Raw genomic sequence first — 18,470 nt, 5'->3', positions numbered from 1 at the left:
TGCCCAACGCCTTGATCAACCAGCTGCCGGGCGTTGCTGAAAAACCAAAACCCCGCGACGAACAAGCCACGCGGCCTTGGGAACAGCCAGCAGAGCCCGGGGATGGCGGCACCGGACGTGCGGCCCATTGACAGATCGTTGCCACCTGGGAGGTCGTTGGACTTACACCCTCAGATACAATCCTTCAGTATAGCCAGCCGGGCTGCGCCCCAGCGTCCTTCCAGCGGCTATAGTTCCTCTTCCGACCCGCTCGCGGTCTTCGGTTTGCCCGCATTCGCCATCTGAGGTCCCATGTCCCAACCCGCTCAACACCTGTCCTTTCTGTCACGCTCGGTTCGCAGCCACCACCGAGCCCTGATTTCTGCCCCTTTGCGCCTGATGGCGCTCTCGGTAGCGGTCGCAGCAGCCTTGAGCGCTCCGCTGGCCATGGCACAGTCCGACGACTACGCAGAAGTGAACCGCCTGATGCGTGCTGGCCAGCTCAGCGACGCCCAGACCAAGGTAGATGCCTACCTGGTTGCCAAACCAAAAGATCCCCAGATGCGCTTTCTCAAAGGCGTGATCCAGACCGAGAGCGGCAAACCCGCCGATGCGATCGCCACTTTTTCGAAGCTGACTGAGGAATTCCCTGAGCTGCCAGAGCCCTACAACAACCTTGCCGTGCTGTACGCAGGCCAGAGTCAGTTTGACAAGGCCCGCGCGGCCTTGGAGATGGCCATCCGCACCAACCCAAGCTACGCCACCGCTCATGAAAACCTGGGTGATGTCTACGCCAAGCTCGCCAGCCAGGCCTACAGCAAGGCCTTGCAACTGGACGCCGGCAACACCGCCGTAGCTCCCAAGCTCAGCTTGATCCGCAACCTGTTTAGCGCGGACAGCAAGACCGCCCGTGCCCCAGCTCCTGCCACCGTGGCGGCCGCCACACCAGCTGCGGCCCCGGTCGCCAAGCCGGCCACTGCGCCTGCGCCCGCCGCAACCAAGGCCGACGCTGGCAATGCACAGGGCGACGTGGAAACGGCGGTCGCCGTCTGGGCCAAAGCGTGGTCCAGCCGCAACATGACCGGTTATCTGGGTGCCTATGCCCCCAATTTCACGCCAGGCGATGGCCAGTCGCGCAGCGCCTGGGAAGCTGAACGCAAAGCCCGCATCGTCCCGCGCTCACGCATCGAAGTCGAAGTGACCGACCTGAGCGTGACCGTCACCGGTGACCGGGCCTCCGCCCAGTTCCGCCAGGACTACAGCTCAGATACCTTCAACGTCACCAGCCGCAAGACCCTGGACTTCGTCAAGAGTGGCGGGCGTTGGTTGATCGTTCGCGAAGCCACGGGGTCCTGATGGCAGGTCGCCGGTATTTCCAAAGAGGCCACGCCAGCGTTTCCGCCACTTTCCCCGGTTCGGGCCACGGCGGATCCTACCGCTGGGCCGTGGGTGTGGGTGGCTTGGCCGCTGCTGCTGCGGCCATGTGGTTGATCTCGTCGTATCTGGGTAGGGAAAGCACGAACGACGCTGCTGCCCCCATGGCCAGCGGCGCGCCGTCAACCGACGCATCCGCTCCGGCCCCCTCCCTGCTCAACAGTGCCCTTGCCAAGATCCAGCGCAGTCCAACCCGGGCATCGGGCTTGATGAGCGTGGATCTCTCAGAAGACTCGCTCAAACGCACGGAACCCCTGATGGGCAAGGCCGAGGCGCGTCTGGTGGGCATCTACGAACTGATTCGACAGGCCCGCCACCGGGAAGCTCTGGAGCAGGCCGAGGCCCTCACCAAGGACCTCCCCAACTTCCAGCTGGCCCAGCTGGTTCTGGGCGATTTACTCACCCTGCAAACCCGGCCACTTCGCACGTTGGGCGACGTGCCAGACACCAAGGCCCTGGCCGCGGAACAACAACTGAGCGTACTGCGCGAGCAATCGCGGCGCAGGCTGCTCGCTTTGACCGAGCGCCCACCCGAGGGCGCCGTTCCCACGCAGTTCCTCAGCCTGTCGACCCAGAGTCGCCATGCCATTGCAGTAGATGCCTCTCGCTCCCGCCTGTATCTGTTTGAGAACATCAGTGTCAGAGCCGATGGTGGTGCAGACAAAACGCAAAGCCCGGCCCGCCTGAAGTTGATTGGGGACTACTACATTTCGGTGGGCCAATCCGGCATCGACAAGCTGCTGGAAGGGGATCTGCGCACCCCTGTCGGGGTGTACTACATCACCAGCAGCCTCGACCCCAGCAGACTCCCCGATCTGTACGGATCGGGAGCCTTGCCCATCAACTACCCCAATGCGCTCGATGTCCAACGGGGCAAGACGGGCAGCGGTATCTGGTTGCACGGCTCTCCTTCCGAGCAATTTGCGCGCCCTCCACTGGCTTCCGAAGGCTGTGTGGTGTTGTCCAACCCCGATTTCGAAAGCATTTTGGCGCGGGTTGAAACCCGGACCACCCCTGTGGTGATCGCCAACGAGTTGAACTGGGTGGATCCCTCGGCCCTGGATCAGGACCGCCGCCGTTTTGAGGCATCGCTGGAAGCCTGGCGGCAGTCCAAGAGCAAAGGCAACCTCGACCAGTTGCGCACGCACTATTCCGAGCAGTTCAACAACCAGGGGCAAAACCTGAATGACTGGTGGCCCCACATGACCAGCGAGGTCAAGGCGCAGGGTGCCCGCGAAGTCCAGCTCAAGGACCTGTCCATGCTCAACTGGCGCGACAAAGACGACACCATGGTGGTCACATTCGGCGAAGTGGCCCAAGGCCAGACACGCGGCCTGACCAAACGCCAGTACTGGATTCGGGAAGAAGACCAATGGAAGATTTTTTACGAAGGACCGGTTTGATGTTTCGTCACGATTTCCTGGCCAGCGCCACCTTGAAGCCCGTCGCCCCCGCCTCTGCCCGCCGCCGCCTGAATCGGTTGATTGCAGGCGCCACCTTGGCGCTCGCCATCCCTGCGGTGGGTTGGGCACAGGATGCTTCACCGCGTGTGCGCCTGACCACATCCATGGGTGACATCGTCATCGCACTGGACGCAACCAAAGCCCCCCTGTCGGCAGAGAACTTCCTGCAATACGTCAAGGACAAACACTACGAAGGCACGGTGTTTCACCGCGTGATCGACAACTTCATGATCCAGGGCGGTGGTTTCACAACGCAGATGAAGCAAAAAGCGACACGCGCGCCGGTGGCCCTGGAGGCCAGCAATGGGCTCAAAAACGACCGTGGCACAGTCGCCATGGCCCGCACATCCAACCCCAATTCAGCGACCTCGCAGTTTTTCATCAACCTGGTGGACAACGCGCCTTTGAATGCGCCCAGTCCCGATGGGTACGGTTACACCGTCTTCGGCAAAGTGATTGCCGGGATGGACGTGGTTGACAAAATAAAATCGGTTCCGGTCGGCAACCAGGGCATGTTTCAAAACGTGCCCACCACGCCGATCACCATCCTCAAAGCCACATTGGAGAAATGAACATGGCCAACCCCAAAGTCGAATTGCACATCGCCAACCATGGCGTCATCACCGTTGAGGTCGACGCTGAAAAGGCGCCGCTGTCTGCCGCCAATTTTTTGTCGTACGTGAACAAGGGCCACTACAACAACACCGTGTTTCACCGCGTGATTCCAGGCTTCATGGTTCAGGGCGGTGGCTTTGAGCCCGGCATGACCCAGAAACCAACCGATGCGCCGATCCAGAACGAAGCCAACAACGGCGTCAAGAATGAGCTCTACACGCTCGCCATGGCTCGCACCAACGACCCCCATTCGGCGACGGCGCAATTCTTCATCAATGTCGCCAACAACGGCTTCCTCAACCACACAGCACCCAGCGCCCAAGGCTGGGGCTACACCGTGTTCGGTAAAGTGGTTTCGGGTTCGGACGTTGTGAAAAAAATCGAAGGCCTGCCTACCGGGCGCAAAGGCTTTCACGACGACGTGCCCAAGGAAGACGTTGTGATCGAAAAGGCTGTGGTCATCTAAACAGCCAATGGGGCCGTTGCCCACGGCCCGGCCCCATGTCTTTGACCGCTCTCGACCGCTGGACTCCTCTGCGCGCACCCGCGCATTGGCAAGCGGTCGATTTCATTTCCGATCTGCACCTGCAGGCCTCAGAGCCTGCCACTTTCCAGCTGTGGCGTGCGTTCATGGAACGCCCAGCCCATGAACAACCCGATGCGCTGGTCATCCTCGGCGACTTTCTGGAAGTCTGGGCCGGCGATGACCTGTTGCGAGCCGATGCTGGCGTCGGCGACAGCGATTTCTGGCGCACCTGCTTTGGGGTGCTTCTGCGTTACAGCAGCGAGAGACCGGTCTACTTCATGCACGGCAATCGCGATTTCCTGCTGGGCGCCGCTGCCGCAAGCACCGCTGGGTTGACGCTCCTCGATGATCCAACCGTGCTCGATTTTCATGGCGAGCGGTACTTGCTCAGCCACGGCGACGCATTGTGTCTCGCAGACACCGACTACTTGCGCTTTCGCGCCATGGTTCGATCGCCCGACTGGCAAAGCCAGTTTCTCGCCAAGCCGCTGTCCGAACGCCTTGCGATCACCCGGGAACTGCGTGAACGCAGCGAAGCCCACAAACAGACCACAGGCCGCGATCCAGCGGCCTGGGTTGACGTGGATGGCGAAGCTGCCCTCGCATGGCTGGCTGCGGCCCGTGCCACCACCTTGATCCACGGCCATACCCACCGGGCAAACCGGCACGAACTCGGCCAGGGGTGTGAGCGCGTCGTGCTCAGCGACTGGGACGCCAACGCCATGCCACCCCGGGCCGACTACTTGCGGCTCACCACACAAGGCCTAAAACGCCATTCGGTGTATGGCAGTCTGGCTGCCTGACTGGGTACAAACCTGGCTGCCCCGTCCATGGCGACGGGTTGCTGCGCTGCCTGAGCGTCTTTGGCAATCCACGCTGAGAACCCATCCGTTCTTGCATGCCCTGACCGATGCGGAAAAAACGATGCTGCAGCGGCTGGTCGCGCACTTCCTGCACGAGAAAGAGTTTTACGGTGCCCACGGCCTGACCATCACAGATTCAATGGCGATCGCCATCGCAGCACAAGCATGCCGGCCACTGCTGCACCTCCCCGGTCCGGGGCAAACGACCGTGGGTCTCGATCGTTTGGACGCCTTGAACTGGTACGACGATTTTGTCGGCATTGTGGTGCAACCCGGTGCAGCCGTCGCGCAGCGTGAAATCACCGATGCCAGTGGCGTTGTGCACCACTACCGAGAGGCCTTGGCGGGAGAAGCCATGCAAGGCGGCCCGGTGATGCTGAGCTGGACCGAAGTTCAACGCGCACCGGCTGCTGCTGCGCAAGGCAGCAATGTCGTGATCCACGAGTTCATCCACAAAATGGACATGCGAGGCACCCGGGTAGGCCAGCCCGCAGACGGCGCACCCGACTGGTCACACGGTTGCCTGGGCAGCCTCAGCGGCGAAGCCGCCCGCACCCACTGGCGCGAAACCATGAGCGAGGCTTACCAGCATTTTCGTGAGGCCCTGTCCATGGCCGAGCGTTTCGGCGCTGAACGGCCCTGGCTGGATGCTTATGGCGCCACCCACCCGGCCGAGTTTTTTGCGGTGACTTGCGAGGCGTACTTCGTCAATCGCGCCAAGTTCGAGCAGGAGTTCCCAGCCCTTCTTCGCCTGTACGACGGGTTCTTCAAGCCGGTTTGCTGAGTGCACCTGGGGTCCCCGGGGTCCCTCCAATCGGCGATATGAGGAACCCGGAAAGCCCAACCAAGCCCGCCCACCATAGAGAGGCCGGGAAAGGCAAGCCCCCCGTATCAGCGCTTGAGCAGCACCTTCAAAGCCGTTTGCAAGCGACGCGCTGCGGCCGCATCAAACGGCGTAGCCAACATCTGGCCCACGTCCTCGGTCCAGGTCTCGGCAGGTGCCGCAGCGTGGCGCCGGGTGAGCAACTGGAGCTGCAACATGCGCCGCTCGCTCAGGTGTTCAGCCGGCGTGGGCACCTCAGCGGCCATCTCCAATCGGAGCAAGGCTTCTGCCGGCACCGCTTCTGGCGCCGCCGAAAGCCGCTGGGTCCATTGGGTGCGGGTCGCCGCATTCACCCCAGCACCCAACGCCTGGGCCACGGGCAACTGAGCGGGGTCGCGCTCTTCCCAGGCCTTCAGCACCTGCACCAGCACTTCGCCGTGTGCCTGAGCGGCCAGTTTGCGCAGGGTCGCCTCGGCTTGCTCAACCGCCTGGCGCTGGGCCCTGAATGCGGTATCGCCCAGCCGCGGGGCCACAGGACCTCGGTCAAAACGGTCAAAGCGTCCTGAAGGACGGGTATCCCCGGGTGCACCGCGGCCAGGCCGCCCAGCACCAGGACCCCGTGCATCACCCCGACCATCGCGGCCCTGGCCACGGCGATCATCGCGCCCAGCGGGCTCCGCTTTTTTCATGCCGGGGCGGTCGTCGCCGCGCATCGCCACCAGCTTTTTCGCCGGCGCCGGCTTGGTTGGCTGCGCAGCCTCGGCCTGCACACCTTCGGTGCCGTCCGCTCCGCTGGCTTCGGCTGGAACCACTGCCCCAGCAGCTGAGGCACTCGTGGCGCCACCTTCGGCGGCAAGGGCTTCGGCCTGACCTCGCAAGGCAGTGTCCAGCGCATCCATGGCCGCCTTGATCTGCTGTGCCTCGCCGGCAGCGGATGCCGCGTCCAAAGCCTGAGAAGCCTCCAGCACACGTTGATCGTGAGCGTTGAGTTCCGTACTGGCCCGTTCGCGCTCACTGCTCTTGCGGGCAAAGGCGTCATCAAGAGGCTGGCGGAAAGCCTCCCACAGTTTTTGCTCTTGCTTGCGCTCCAGAGGCACCGCATGCGCCTCAGCTTGCCAGCGCTGCTGCAGGGCCTTGACCGCGTCAATGCGCAGCTGTGGCGCAGCACCCAAGGCCACGGCTTCGTCGATCAGCGCGCGGCGGCGATCGAGGCTCTCTTTTTGGGCCCCTTCCAGACCGGCATGGGCCTGCGACATCGCGGCTTTCCACACGGGCTGCAACTCTGCAAACGCTTTTTCGCTCAAATGCCCCGCTGAGCGCCAACGCTCGGAAAACGCATGGAGTTCACGGATCTGGGATTTCCACTCGGTGTGGCTCTCGTGGGCCTGGGTCCACTGCTTGAGCTCATCAATGATGGCCAGACGCTGGGCTTTGTGGGCGTCTGCCTGCTGGCGCACCTGAGCGAGCCAGACTTCGACACCTTTATGGGCCTCGGTGCAAGCCTCGTCAAAACGCTTCCACAAAGCATGGTTGGCAGGACCGCCTTGATCGGTGGTCTTCCACTGGTCACGGAGCTGGCGCAGGGTCTCCTGCAGCTTTCGCCCGCCCAGGCGCTGCCCTTCTGGAGGCTGCAGCAAAGCCTCGGCTTTTTTGACCAGTTCTTCGCGCAGCTGGTCTGCCCGCCAGCGCTGCCAATCCTCCATGTCACCCGCCTGGGTCAGTGCGGCATGAGCACGCGTCTCCAGCTCAACGCCGATCAGGCGGCCATGTGACTTCAGCACCGACCGCACATCGGCCGCCGCCTTCGGGGTGGCTTTTCCGTGCCCTTCGCCCAGCTCGCGCTCCAGCACGCCCAAGGCGCGCTCCAGCTCTGCCACGACCTTGGCCCGACGCTCCTGATTCGCCTGCTTGTCCCCTGCAGCCTTCTCGGCAGCGGCCAGCGCCGGCTCTCCGCGGGCCACACGCAATTCGTCGGCCCACACCGGCACGGCTGGAAGCGGCGCCTGCGCATTGGCGTCGGCCGCAACCGCCTGCCCCAATGCAGCATCAAAAGCATCCCAGACCAGCTGCAACTGGCTGCGCGAGCTGTCCAGCATGGTCAAGAATTTGGGCTCGACGCTCGCCCACTGGGGGTCTTCGGTCAGTTTGGCGGCGTGCTTCTGCCAGGCTGCAACGTCCGAGCGCAAACCGTCAGCATTGTGCTGGGCATCGCGCCAGGGCTTGGTGGACATGACTTCAATGCGCTGCGCCATCAGCACCGCAGACTCTCGCTCGACCTGCACCTGATGCTGCACATCTTCGACAGCCTTCACACGCTCGGTCAGCGCCTGCTTCAGCCCGGCCAGCGGCTCGCGGGACAAAGGTGCGCCAGCGCGCGCCGCATCACGCTGCCAGGCCATGGCATCGGCCAGGTTCAGACGGGACTGCAACAACAGGCCTTCAGCCTTTTGCGTCCATTCGGCCGCCATCAGTTCTTGAGCCTTTTGCCGCTTGAGCTCGTCCAGCTTTTCCTTGAGCGGCTTGGCTGCGCCCCGATCGCGCTGGGACAGCTCCTTGTACACCTCGCTCATCTGCTCATGGGTGGGCTCGGTCAACAGCCAGTCACGCAAACGAGAGGCCCGCTCACCAGATGTCGGGGCGGAAAAAGCCCCACCAGTCAACCCATCGAGAGGATGGGGCGCGGTGGACGAAGGTTTGGTCGATTCAGACGGATTCACAGCAGATTCCGGGGCAGAGGTGGAGGAAAAAGGATTGCGCAAAGAAAACAGCGACATGAAGGCAGGGCTCACAAGAGGAATCGACCCCAAGCTGCACCAGCAGCGGGTCAAGTCTTCTATTGTCGCCGCTGTTTGACCAATGCTGTGCAAAGCCCAGAAAACAAGAAACCCCGGTGAGCCAGGCTCACCGGGGTTGACGGCGGGCAATCTGCACTTGCCGTCGATTTTGGTGGCGAGAGTTAGATGTCTCACCAACCTGGAAGCAAGAGATTGCTTCCGTAAACGACCGATCACCCCAACCACCGCATTTGCGGCAAACAAGGCTTTCAGCCAATACCAGTCTGGGACCGGTAAATGCAGCCTACGCCTCCGATGCGCAGGAAGCAAGCACATTCCGCCCAGAGGCGATGACGTTTTTCAATCACGTTCATGGGGTTGTTTGATCGTGCCCATCCCCGACAGGCGGCGAAGCTTTCACAACCGAAGCCCATCCCTCTGCACGCACCCGTGAAACGCCCCGGCAGGTTGATTTTCGCGCTAGTCATTTTGTTTATCCTGGCGGATTTAGACCCCTTTTAAGATCTATAAGTTATAAGAAATTCATTCTTAACCATTGACTTGGTATGAAACCCCACATAACATTCGCCGGCTTGACCCATACGGGTTTACCCGAGTCGTCCCACCCTGAGGCAGATCGATTCGAGCGCCAGGCCCACAAGGCTTGGCAGACGTGCCCCCATCCTGGGACACGCCCGACGCCTCAGACCCTCGACATGCAGGAGAGACACATGACCCAAACATCCCAAACGGATAGCGGCCAAAAGCGACACAAAGTCGCGCCGCTGAAGACCATCACCCAAGACGCCTACAGAGGCTTCATTGACTTGACCCACAACGGCCTCGCCCTCGTGGGTCTCGGACTGGTGGTGGGCGCCCTCACCCTCACGACCCGTGGCGACTGGCGCGAAAACATCGAACAACAAGCCCTCACCTGGCTTCAAGAACGCCATGAGCCTGCCATTGATAGCGCTGCGGCCTTTTCGCCCGACCCAGACGCCATCGACCGCGTCACCGCCCTGCACACCAGCACCCTACCAAAACAGCAAGCCAACGTGGCTTACTGGTTGAGCCGCAAATACCGCGTCGCCCCCGAGCCACTGGGTGTGTTGGTGGCAGAAGCCTTCGAAGTGGGCGAAAAGGCCCGCATCGACCCCACACTGATCCTGGCGGTCATGGCCATCGAGTCGCGATTCAACCCCTTTGCTCAGAGTCCTGTGGGCGCCCAAGGGCTGATGCAGGTGCTCACCCGGGTCCACACCGACAAGTACGATGATTTCGGCGGACAGCTCGCTGCATTCGACCCGGTCACCAATTTGCGTGTTGGCGCGCAGGTGCTGCGCGAATGCATCCAGCGCGCTGGGGGGTCCGTCGAGGGAGGGCTGAAGCTGTACGTGGGCGCGGTCACCACCGATGGCAGCGGCTATATCAACAAAGTGATTGCGGAACACCTGCGCATTCAGAGCGTGGCCCTGGGCAAACCCATGCCCCGCAGCTTCCCGGTGTACCGACCCATTCCGGTCGTCGCCCCCGCAGAAACCGAAGCGTCAACGGCCGCTGCGTCTGGAATTGTCCCGGTCCTCGATGCCGAGGCCCTGGTGAAGCCCCAGGCACCGACGGCCGACACCGCCCCCCTGCGCTCCTGACAGGCGCGACCCCGCTGCGGATTGCGCCACGCCAACCACCCACCTCGGCTAAACTCGCGGGGTACGCAACTGGCGATAGGCGCCCTGGCACCGGAGCGAGACTCTGATGCTTGGGTGCTGACGTGGCCCCCCTGCTGGCGCTCGCGCCACCGCCGGGACAACCACTGGGAAGCGTACCGCCCGACAACATTCAAGTGCCCGGGCGATCAGCCGTTCGCCTGGGCAACTCCTTGCAGTGGTGCACCCACGCACCTCTGCTATGGATCCACGTTACCCAAGACCGTCAACACCATGTACGACCGCAACATCCTCATCGAGCAAACCGATCCCGAGATTTTTGCCGCCATCCAGGCAGAAAATGCGCGCCAGGAACAGCACATCGAGCTGATCGCCAGCGAAAACTACGCCTCGCCCGCCGTCATGGCCGCGCAGGGTACGCAGCTGACCAACAAGTACGCCGAAGGCTACCCCGGCCGGCGCTACTACGGCGGCTGCGAACACGTGGACGTGGCAGAACAGCTCGCCATCGATCGAGTCAAGCAGATTTTTGGCGCCGACGCTGCCAACGTGCAGCCCCATTGCGGCGCATCGGCCAACGAAGCCGTGTTCCTGGCCTTCCTGAAACCCGGCGACACCATCATGGGCATGAGCCTGGCCGAAGGCGGTCACCTCACCCACGGCATGCCCCTCAACATGAGCGGCAAGTGGTTCAATGTCGTCAGCTATGGCCTCGATGCGAACGAAGCCATTGACTACGACGCGATGGAGCGCAAGGCCCACGAATCCAAACCCAAGCTCATCATCGCCGGCGCTTCGGCCTACAGCCTGCGCATCGACTTCGAACGCTTTGCGAAGGTGGCCAAAGACGTGGGCGCGATCTTCATGGTCGACATGGCGCACTACGCCGGCCTGATTGCCGCTGGCGTGTATCCCAACCCCGTGCCCCACGCCGATGTGGTGACCTCCACCACCCACAAGAGCCTGCGCGGCCCTCGCGGCGGCATCATCCTGATGAAGGCCCAGTTTGAAAAAGCCATCAACAGCGCGATCTTCCCCGGCCTGCAGGGCGGCCCCCTGATGCATGTGATCGCAGCCAAGGCCGTGGCCTTCAAGGAGGCGCTCGCCCCTGAATTCAAGGTCTACCAGGCCCAGGTGTTGAAAAATGCCCAGATCGTCGCTGAAACCCTGACCGAGCGCGGTCTGCGCATCGTCAGCGGCCGCACCGAGAGCCACCTTATGCTCGTCGACCTGCGCTCCAAAGGCATCACCGGCAAGGAAGCCGAGGCCGTGCTGGGCAGCGCCCACATGACCATCAACAAAAACGCGATCCCCAACGACCCCGAAAAGCCCATGGTCACCAGCGGCGTGCGCATCGGCACCCCCGCCATGACCACTCGCGGCTTCAAGGACGAAGAGGCCCGAGCAACAGCCCACCTGATCGCTGACGTGCTGGACAACCCGCGCGATGCGGCCAACATCGAAACGGTGCGAGCCAAGGTCAACGCCCTGACCGCGCGCTTCCCTGTCTACAAATAAGATCTCAGCCCAAAAGGCTTGACGGCAAAGTCCCCGCCCCAGCTTTTGGCATCGACAGCCCGGCTGGGGCGCTCCATTGGCGAGGTTGCTTTTCAGGGATACCGGGAAGCAGCTCCACTTCCTTCAGGGTAGTCAGACCATGAAATGCCCATTTTGCGGCCACCTCGAAACCCAGGTTGTGGAGACCCGCATATCTGAAGACGCCGACTTCATTCGCCGCCGACGCCAATGTGGCCATTGCGAAAAACGGTTCACCACCTACGAACGACCCGAAGTCAGCTTCCCGGCCGTGGTGAAGAAAGACGGTCGCCGGGTCGACTACATTCCCGCCAAGCTGCGCGCATCGTTTGCGCTCGCCCTGCGCAAACGGCCCGTCAGCACCGAACAGGTGGACGCGGCGATCGAGCGCATCGAGGAGAAACTGCTCAACCTCGGTGTGCGCGAAGTCCCCGCCCACAAAATGGGTGAAATGGTCATGCGCGAACTCAAAAAGCTCGACAAGATCGCCTACATCCGCTTTGCCAGCGTGTACCGAAGTTTCGAAGACATCGATGACTTCCGTGCGCTGGTGGATGAGGTGAAACGCTGAGTGATTTCCGTCACAAAAGCGAATACTTATGACCGCCCGTCGCGTGATTGCGCCCGGTCGGCCCCTGACCGTTCCCACCCAAACAGGGGGGACTACATTTGCACCATGTCACCCGTTTACCCCTCCGGCATCCGTCGCTCCGCAACACTGCAATCAGGCTTCACACTGATTGAACTGATGGTGGCCATTGGCATCATGGGCGTCCTGACTGCTCTGGCAGCGCCCAGCTTTCAAAGTTTCTTTGAACGCTACCGGGTCGACGCGGCCGTAGACGAATTCAATGCCAGCCTGCAATTGGCCCGGGTCGAAGCCATTCGATCCAACCAACAAGTTGTCATTAGGCGGCAGGTCGGATGCGCGACCAACAATTGGGGTTGCGGATGGCAGGTATTCCGGGACGTCAACAGCAACCTCACCCTAGAGCCGGGCCCGAACCCCACTGACGACCTGTTGTTGCAAACCACCGATGTGCAACCCAGCGTTTCCATCACCAGCAATGGCGGAACGCCCGACACCATTGTCATCAACAATTTCGGCCAGGCACCCAATGCTTTTCAGACCCTGAGGTTCGGGCCTGTGAACAACTCAAGCTCGATTGGTTGCGCGAGTCTGGCCCTCAGCATCCTGCTTCGGGTGAACCGCACGACCGGCACCGGCGAGTGCCCATAAACCCATGCGCGACCATTCCATGAAAACCCCGACTTTGCGCCGTGCACAGCGCGGCATCAGCCTGATCGAGTCCCTGGTGGCTTTGTTGGTTTTGGCCCTGGGCATTCTCGGCCTGGCGGGCATACAGACCCGTACCTTGACCGATACCCGGTTGACCAATGCCCGTGCCGCCGCCATCCGCATGTCCAGTGACATCCAGGAACGCATGAAGCTCAACGTTGAGGCCCAGTCCCTGGCGCCCAATCCTTACCTGGTGGATTTCGGTGCTGCCGCTGCTGCACCCGTGGACTGCAACACCGCCGCCTGTACCGCCGCCCAGCTCGCCGCCTTCGATATAGCCCAATGGAAGGCAACCCTTTCTACTGCTCTGCCAGGCGGTGATGCTCGCGTTTTTGCATCCCCCGACGATACCCGGCAGTTCGGCGTGCTGGTGAGCTGGACGAACAACCAGAGTACGGCCGCAGACGCCGATCTGGCGGACTATGTGGCGCCATTCGCCACCAACACCAATGTAGCTGGCGTGGCCTGCCCCGCCAATTCGCTGTGTCACCTGACCGTGATCCGACCACTATGATCCGCCAAAAATCATTCAGCCGACCCACGGGGGCGATGCACAAGCAGCGCGGCGTCACGCTTGTGGAGTTGATGGTGGGCATCACCATCGGCCTGCTGGTGTCCATCGCCGCCGTCGGCACCCTGATATACAACCGCGTTGCCACCACCACGGTCAGCGACACCGTGCGCCTCCAACAAGACGCCGCCACCGTCATGCGGGTCATTGGCCGTCAGTTGAAACAGGCGGGTGCTGTGCCGGTGGTGGAAAGCGGCTTCGGCAAGTTCAAGTACCTGGGCACCTACTCAGGCATTGCGGGGGTGATCCCTGTTGCGGCCAGTCCCGTTTCCGTCTCCGGCACCAACGGTGCGCCCGACGAGCTCACGGTGAGTTACAGCGTTTCGCCCAATGGTGCCGCCGGCGTGAGCAACTGTTTCGGTCAAACACCCGACGCAACCGCCACCAACATCACCAGCATCTTCCAGGTCTTGGCCGGCGCATTCCGGTGCGCTACACCGGTCACGGGCGCTGCGGCCGCGCAAAACCAACCTTTCCTGGACAACGTCGAAGACCTTCAGTTCTGGTACGCGGTGCGTGTGGCAGGCGTGACACCCAGCCAGCTCCAGTACCGCGCTGCGAACACCGTCGCCGACTGGACCGCAGTCGAGGCGGTTCAAGTCTGTGTGCGCATGACGGGCACCACGGCCAACAACGCCACAGGTGGCCAGGTCACGGTGGGCTGCAACAACGAAAACATCGCAGACGACGGACGCATCCGCCGCGTGTTCCGGCAGGTCTTCACCCTGCGCAACCTCCAGTCCCTGTCATGACCCGCCATTCACTCCGCCCTACCCAATCACAACGGGGGATTTCGCTCATCGTGGTGATGGTGATGCTCTTGCTGGGCACCATCCTCGTGTTGAGCGCCTCCCGCACCAACTGGCTCAACGAGTCGCTGGTGGGCAACGAAAGCGACTACCAGCGTGCCTATACGGCGGCAGAAGCCCTCATTGGAGACGCCGAAACGGATATCCGCGGCACCTTATTGGGCGGCGCGCTTTGCCGCACGGATGCCGGATTTGACGGCTGCAGGGACCGCGGCAACAGCTTGCCCTTCTTTCCATCCACAAAAACCTACGATCTCGACGATGCCGTGGCCAATCTCGCAGGCGCACAGTGCCGCAACGGCATCTGCATTTCCGATCCGGCCACCGACTTGGCCTTGGGCGCAAACTGGTGGAACGACGCGGCCAGAGTGACCGCCATGACAGCGGCCGGCGTGCCCGCGAACTACGGGCAGTACACCCGCGCCAACCTGTCAGACAGCACCGGACAAACCGGCAACCCGCTGCTGAGGCAACGCGCAGATGGCAACTTTGCCGCCTGGTATTGGGTTGAGGTATTGCCCTACAACACAGATTCTGCGGTAGGCGTACCCGTTGCGGGTGTGCCCATACCGGCCGACAGCCAACCCTTTGTTTACCGGATCACGGCCATGGTGAACGGCCTCAAACCGGGTACACGCGTGGTGCTCCGCTCGTTGTTTGTGCCCAATGTCTCCACCGGCTCTTAAGTGGGAGAAAAAGATGAAAACAGGAATTCCAGCCATGAATCGTTTCAAACGACACCACTTGGCCGCAGCGGCCATTCTCTTGATGGCCACCAGCTCGGCGCACGCCGGGCAGATGACCTTCAGCCAGACCCCTCCTGGCGCTGGAGCCCGGGAGCCTGCACCCAACATCATCGTATCGGTGGACGATTCGGGCAGCATGGGTTGGGACATCCCCACCCGCATGACCAGCCTGAAAGCGGCCATGATCAACACGTTTGGAAACCCCACTGCCGGCACCAAAGGCATCATTGTCGATGACCGGATTCGCCTGGGCTGGCAAACCATGTGGGACAACGGGCGATACTCGCGCCCGTCGGACCAACGAAACGATCAATCCACGCTGAGTGCAGGCGCAATCAACAGTGTCAAAGTATTTTCGGGCACACACCGGACGAACTTCAACAACTTCATCACCAGTCTGACGCCCAGCAACGGCACCCCATCTCACAAAATGCTGGCGAATGTCTATGGCTATATGTCGACCCCAACAGGGGTGAACAGTCTGTTTGCCAAGGAACCCACGGTAACGGCCAGCCCGTACCTTTCCTGCCGACGCAGTTATCACATCCTGATGACCGACGGTGCATGGAACAACACAGGTTCGGCTTCACCCAATGCAGGCAACTACGACGGCACAACCCGCACCCTGCCTGACGGTACCACCTACAGCACAACCGACCCTCAGACTGGCCTCTACAGAGACAGCTTTGGTGGCAGCAAGGGAACACTGGCCGACTGGGCCATGCGTAACTGGGCGACCGACTTCCAGTCCAGTTTGGCGAACGATGTTCGCGCCATCAAAGATGTCACCACGGCACAAACGGTCGGCGCCCTATCGGTCAGCACTTACTGGAACCCTAAAAACAACCCCATGACCTGGCAAGGTGTTACCCAATACACCATTGGTTTTGGCGACGATGCCACCAGTTGGGGCGCCACGCCTGTCTGGGATGCAACGACGGACGATAACTACGGTGGCGACTACGCCAATCTGTTCAACGGCACCGTGAGTTGGCTTGATGTGATGTCCGGTTCCGACACACGACGCGCTTCTGATCTCTGGCACGCAGCCTTGAATGGGCGCGGTAAATACTACCCGGCGCGCACCCCGAGCGACCTTCAAGCCGCTTTCCAGGACATCCTCAGCAACATTCTCGCGCAAACGGCCAAGCCGCTGGTCTCGATCGCCACCAGCTCTACCCGCCTGACCACAGGTGCATTTGCTTACATCGCCAAGTTCAATTCCGAGAACTGGACGGGCGATCTCTCCGCTTATGCCATTGCGAGCAAGACAGGCCTGCCCAGCACATCCGCGACATGGACCGCCAGCACGCTGATGAACAGCACCGACCTGTCGGTCTTTAACCCATCGACCCGGGTGGTGCTGACACACAATGGCACGGTGGGCAAAGGCTTCAAATGGGCCAATCTCGACGCCACTCAAAAGAGCGTCCTGCGCAATGGGACCAGCGACACCACCACGGTGGGCGAAGCGCGCGTGGACTTCCTCCGGGGGGATCGCACCAAAGAACAGCGCGAAACCGGCGGTTATCTTCGCAACCGAGACTCCCGTCTGGGTGATATTGTCAATTCCAACATCTGGTACACCGGCAAGCCATTGCGCATGGACACCGATTACACCGGGCACGCCAGTTTCCGCTCGTCCAACTCCGGCCGGACGCCGGTCTTGTATGTGGGCGCCAACGACGGCATGCTGCACGGTTTCAATGCCAGCACCGGCAAGGAAGTGCTGGCCTATGTGCCACTCGGCGCTTATGCCAATTTGCGCAATTTCACACAGACAGACTATTCACACAGCTATTTCGTTGACGGCCACCCGTTCACGGGCGATGCCTACAACGGCAGCAGCTGGAAGACCTATTTGGTGGGCGCGCTTGGCGCAGGCGGCAAAGGCTATTTCATCCTGGACGTGACCAGCCCAGCTTTCACCGACCCCGGCACGGGCGACAGTTCCGTCGTGATCCTGGACAACACCGCCACGACGCACGCGGATATCGGACATATTTTCGCGGCCCCGACGTTGGACAACGGAACCCAAAGCATTTCTCAGCAAATCGTAAAGCTCAACAACGGCCGCTGGGCCGTCCTCATGGGCAATGGCTACAACAGCACCAACGAACGCCCCGTTTTGCTGATCCAGTACCTGGACGGCGCCAAGGAACTGAAGCCCATTGTCGCGAACAGCAGCACAGGACAAACCAACGGCCTCGGTGCACCCCGCGCGGTGGATGTTGACGGCAACGGCACCATGGACGTCGTTTACGCTGGTGACCTCAAAGGCAACCTCTGGAAGTTCAACCTCATCAAGACCAGTGACACCAATTGGGGCGTGAGTGCCTGGTCTGGCGACTCGGTGTGCTCCAACTCCACCTCATGCCAGCCACTGTATGTCGCGAAGACATCCGGTGGCGCTACCCAGCCCATCACAGCGGCACCCGTGGTGCTGAACCACCCCTACGGTGGCAAGCAGGTCGTGTTCGGTACCGGCAAGGACCTCATTGCCTCTGACCGGGACGCCAGTTCGCCGCAAGTCCAGACCACCTATTCGGTCTGGGACAAAACCACTTACGCCCTGAGCGGCACCAGCGTGTTGAGCTCCGAGGGGTCGGGTGCGAGCATCTCTACCGGGCGCAGTGCCCTGGTCGCACAAACCGTGACCTCCACCGACAGCAGCGGCTATGTGAGCACCTCGAGCAACACCGTCGCCTACTCCCTCACCGACAGCAGCGCCAAACGCGGCTGGTACCTCGATCTGCCCATCTCGGGCGAGCGGGTTTTGTCCAACCCGCTGTACCTCGGTGAGTCGACCGTCTTGGTGGGCAGCGTGGTGCCCAAAGAGGCCATTGAGGGCGAAACCTGCGATCTGTCTTCCGCTGTGGACAAAGGCTACATCACCGCGTTGAACGCCATCAGCGGCAAAGCAGGCTCTACACCCCTGTTCGGCGAAGCCGCGCCCACAGCCACTCGAACCGCGTTTGGTACGGGTGAATTCGCCTCGCTGACCGACATCAAGAATGGCCGCCAGAGGGCCATATCAAGCGACGCCAATTGCACGGGCTCGGACTGCTCGACCAGTTCCAACTCCGGTACGGGCACCGGCACCGGCGGTGCCTACTGTGAAGCCGGTACAGGCTGTGATGGCCCCACCTGCCCCGCTGGTGAAAACTGTGGTGGAACCTGCAGCGGTGCCGACTGTGTGTGCAACAGCAAACTGTGCCAGTGCGTAGGAGCCGATTGCGCCTGCACCGGATCGAGTTGTATCTCGAGCACCTGTGGCACAGTGATCCCAGGGGCGATCGCTGATCTTTGCATCCCTGGTCTCTTTGGTGCCCGCACCGACTGGCGTGAGCTCCGCTAATCTCTGGAA

At 61.7% G+C, this 18,470-nt stretch carries 16 protein-coding genes and 1 riboswitch; of the genes, 15 read left to right on the top strand and 1 reads right to left on the bottom strand.

The window, feature by feature from the left end:
* The first annotated feature begins 378 nt into the window (after positions 1-378).
* From E5678_RS02780 to E5678_RS02755, 6 genes are read left to right on the top strand one after another with little or no spacing between them, the layout of a single operon-like run.
* Positions 379-1,335, top strand: coding sequence for a tetratricopeptide repeat protein (locus E5678_RS02780; RefSeq protein WP_210732038.1), 957 nt, complete (start codon positions 379-381; stop codon positions 1,333-1,335).
* Positions 1,335-2,816, top strand: a complete 1,482-nt coding sequence (locus E5678_RS02775; RefSeq protein WP_247596896.1) for a L,D-transpeptidase family protein — start codon at positions 1,335-1,337, stop codon at positions 2,814-2,816. Before E5678_RS02780 ends, E5678_RS02775 begins: the two co-directional genes overlap by 1 nt.
* Complete coding sequence (locus E5678_RS02770) at positions 2,816-3,448, top strand: peptidylprolyl isomerase (protein WP_136177112.1); 633 nt, start codon at positions 2,816-2,818, stop codon at positions 3,446-3,448. The genes E5678_RS02775 and E5678_RS02770 overlap by 1 nt, the downstream gene beginning before the upstream one ends.
* Positions 3,449-3,450: 2 nt before the next feature.
* On the top strand, positions 3,451-3,957 hold the full coding sequence (locus E5678_RS02765) for a peptidylprolyl isomerase (protein ID WP_136177111.1): 507 nt from the start codon (positions 3,451-3,453) through the stop codon (positions 3,955-3,957).
* 35 nt (positions 3,958-3,992) lie between these two features.
* A complete protein-coding gene (locus E5678_RS02760; protein ID WP_136177110.1) occupies positions 3,993-4,820 on the top strand; it encodes a UDP-2,3-diacylglucosamine diphosphatase in 828 nt (275 codons plus the stop codon).
* Positions 4,801-5,664 carry a M90 family metallopeptidase gene (locus E5678_RS02755; RefSeq protein WP_136177109.1) on the top strand — a complete coding sequence of 288 codons (864 nt, stop codon included), beginning with the start codon at positions 4,801-4,803 and terminating at the stop codon, positions 5,662-5,664. Before E5678_RS02760 ends, E5678_RS02755 begins: the two co-directional genes overlap by 20 nt.
* A gap of 107 nt (positions 5,665-5,771) precedes the next feature.
* Here E5678_RS02755 and E5678_RS02750 read toward each other — a convergent pair whose 3' ends face one another.
* Complete coding sequence (locus E5678_RS02750; protein WP_247596895.1) at positions 5,772-8,273, bottom strand: DUF349 domain-containing protein; 2,502 nt, start codon at positions 8,271-8,273, stop codon at positions 5,772-5,774.
* On the opposite strand from E5678_RS02750, the gene E5678_RS22555 reads away from it, so the two are divergent.
* The 9 genes from E5678_RS22555 (at position 8,257) to E5678_RS02710 (ending at position 18,461) form a co-directional block, all read left to right on the top strand.
* Positions 8,257-8,556, top strand: a complete 300-nt coding sequence (locus E5678_RS22555) for a hypothetical protein (protein WP_247596894.1) — start codon at positions 8,257-8,259, stop codon at positions 8,554-8,556. The two genes, E5678_RS02750 and E5678_RS22555, sit on opposite strands and share 17 nt — an antisense overlap.
* 652 nt (positions 8,557-9,208) lie before the next feature.
* Complete coding sequence (locus E5678_RS02745) at positions 9,209-10,123, top strand: lytic transglycosylase domain-containing protein (protein ID WP_136177107.1); 915 nt, start codon at positions 9,209-9,211, stop codon at positions 10,121-10,123.
* Between the two features lie 55 nt (positions 10,124-10,178).
* Positions 10,179-10,354: riboswitch (ZMP/ZTP riboswitch) on the top strand.
* A gap of 60 nt (positions 10,355-10,414) precedes the next feature.
* Positions 10,415-11,659, top strand: coding sequence for a serine hydroxymethyltransferase (gene glyA / locus E5678_RS02740; RefSeq protein ID WP_136177106.1), 1,245 nt, complete (start codon positions 10,415-10,417; stop codon positions 11,657-11,659).
* Between the two features lie 139 nt (positions 11,660-11,798).
* Positions 11,799-12,248 (top strand): transcriptional regulator NrdR, encoded by a 450-nt coding sequence (gene nrdR, locus E5678_RS02735; protein WP_136177105.1) that lies wholly within the window; start codon positions 11,799-11,801, stop codon positions 12,246-12,248.
* A gap of 105 nt (positions 12,249-12,353) precedes the next feature.
* A complete protein-coding gene (locus E5678_RS02730; RefSeq protein WP_136177104.1) occupies positions 12,354-12,917 on the top strand; it encodes a GspH/FimT family pseudopilin in 564 nt (187 codons plus the stop codon).
* Between the two features lie 19 nt (positions 12,918-12,936).
* Complete coding sequence (gene pilV / locus E5678_RS02725; protein ID WP_168708474.1) at positions 12,937-13,491, top strand: type IV pilus modification protein PilV; 555 nt, start codon at positions 12,937-12,939, stop codon at positions 13,489-13,491.
* On the top strand, positions 13,488-14,300 hold the full coding sequence (locus E5678_RS02720; RefSeq protein WP_136177102.1) for a PilW family protein: 813 nt from the start codon (positions 13,488-13,490) through the stop codon (positions 14,298-14,300). Before pilV ends, E5678_RS02720 begins: the two co-directional genes overlap by 4 nt.
* Positions 14,297-15,043, top strand: coding sequence for a PilX N-terminal domain-containing pilus assembly protein (locus E5678_RS02715; RefSeq protein WP_136177101.1), 747 nt, complete (start codon positions 14,297-14,299; stop codon positions 15,041-15,043). Before E5678_RS02720 ends, E5678_RS02715 begins: the two co-directional genes overlap by 4 nt.
* A 34-nt stretch (positions 15,044-15,077) precedes the next feature.
* Positions 15,078-18,461, top strand: coding sequence for a PilC/PilY family type IV pilus protein (locus tag E5678_RS02710; RefSeq protein WP_168708473.1), 3,384 nt, complete (start codon positions 15,078-15,080; stop codon positions 18,459-18,461).
* Positions 18,462-18,470 lie beyond the last annotated feature (9 nt).

It is taken from the genome of Hydrogenophaga sp. PAMC20947 (assembly GCF_004795855.1).
Classification (GTDB): Bacteria; Pseudomonadota; Gammaproteobacteria; order Burkholderiales; family Burkholderiaceae_C; genus Hydrogenophaga.
The sequence above is the reverse complement of the archived record's forward strand: the minus strand, read 5'-3'. Positions and strand labels throughout refer to the sequence as shown.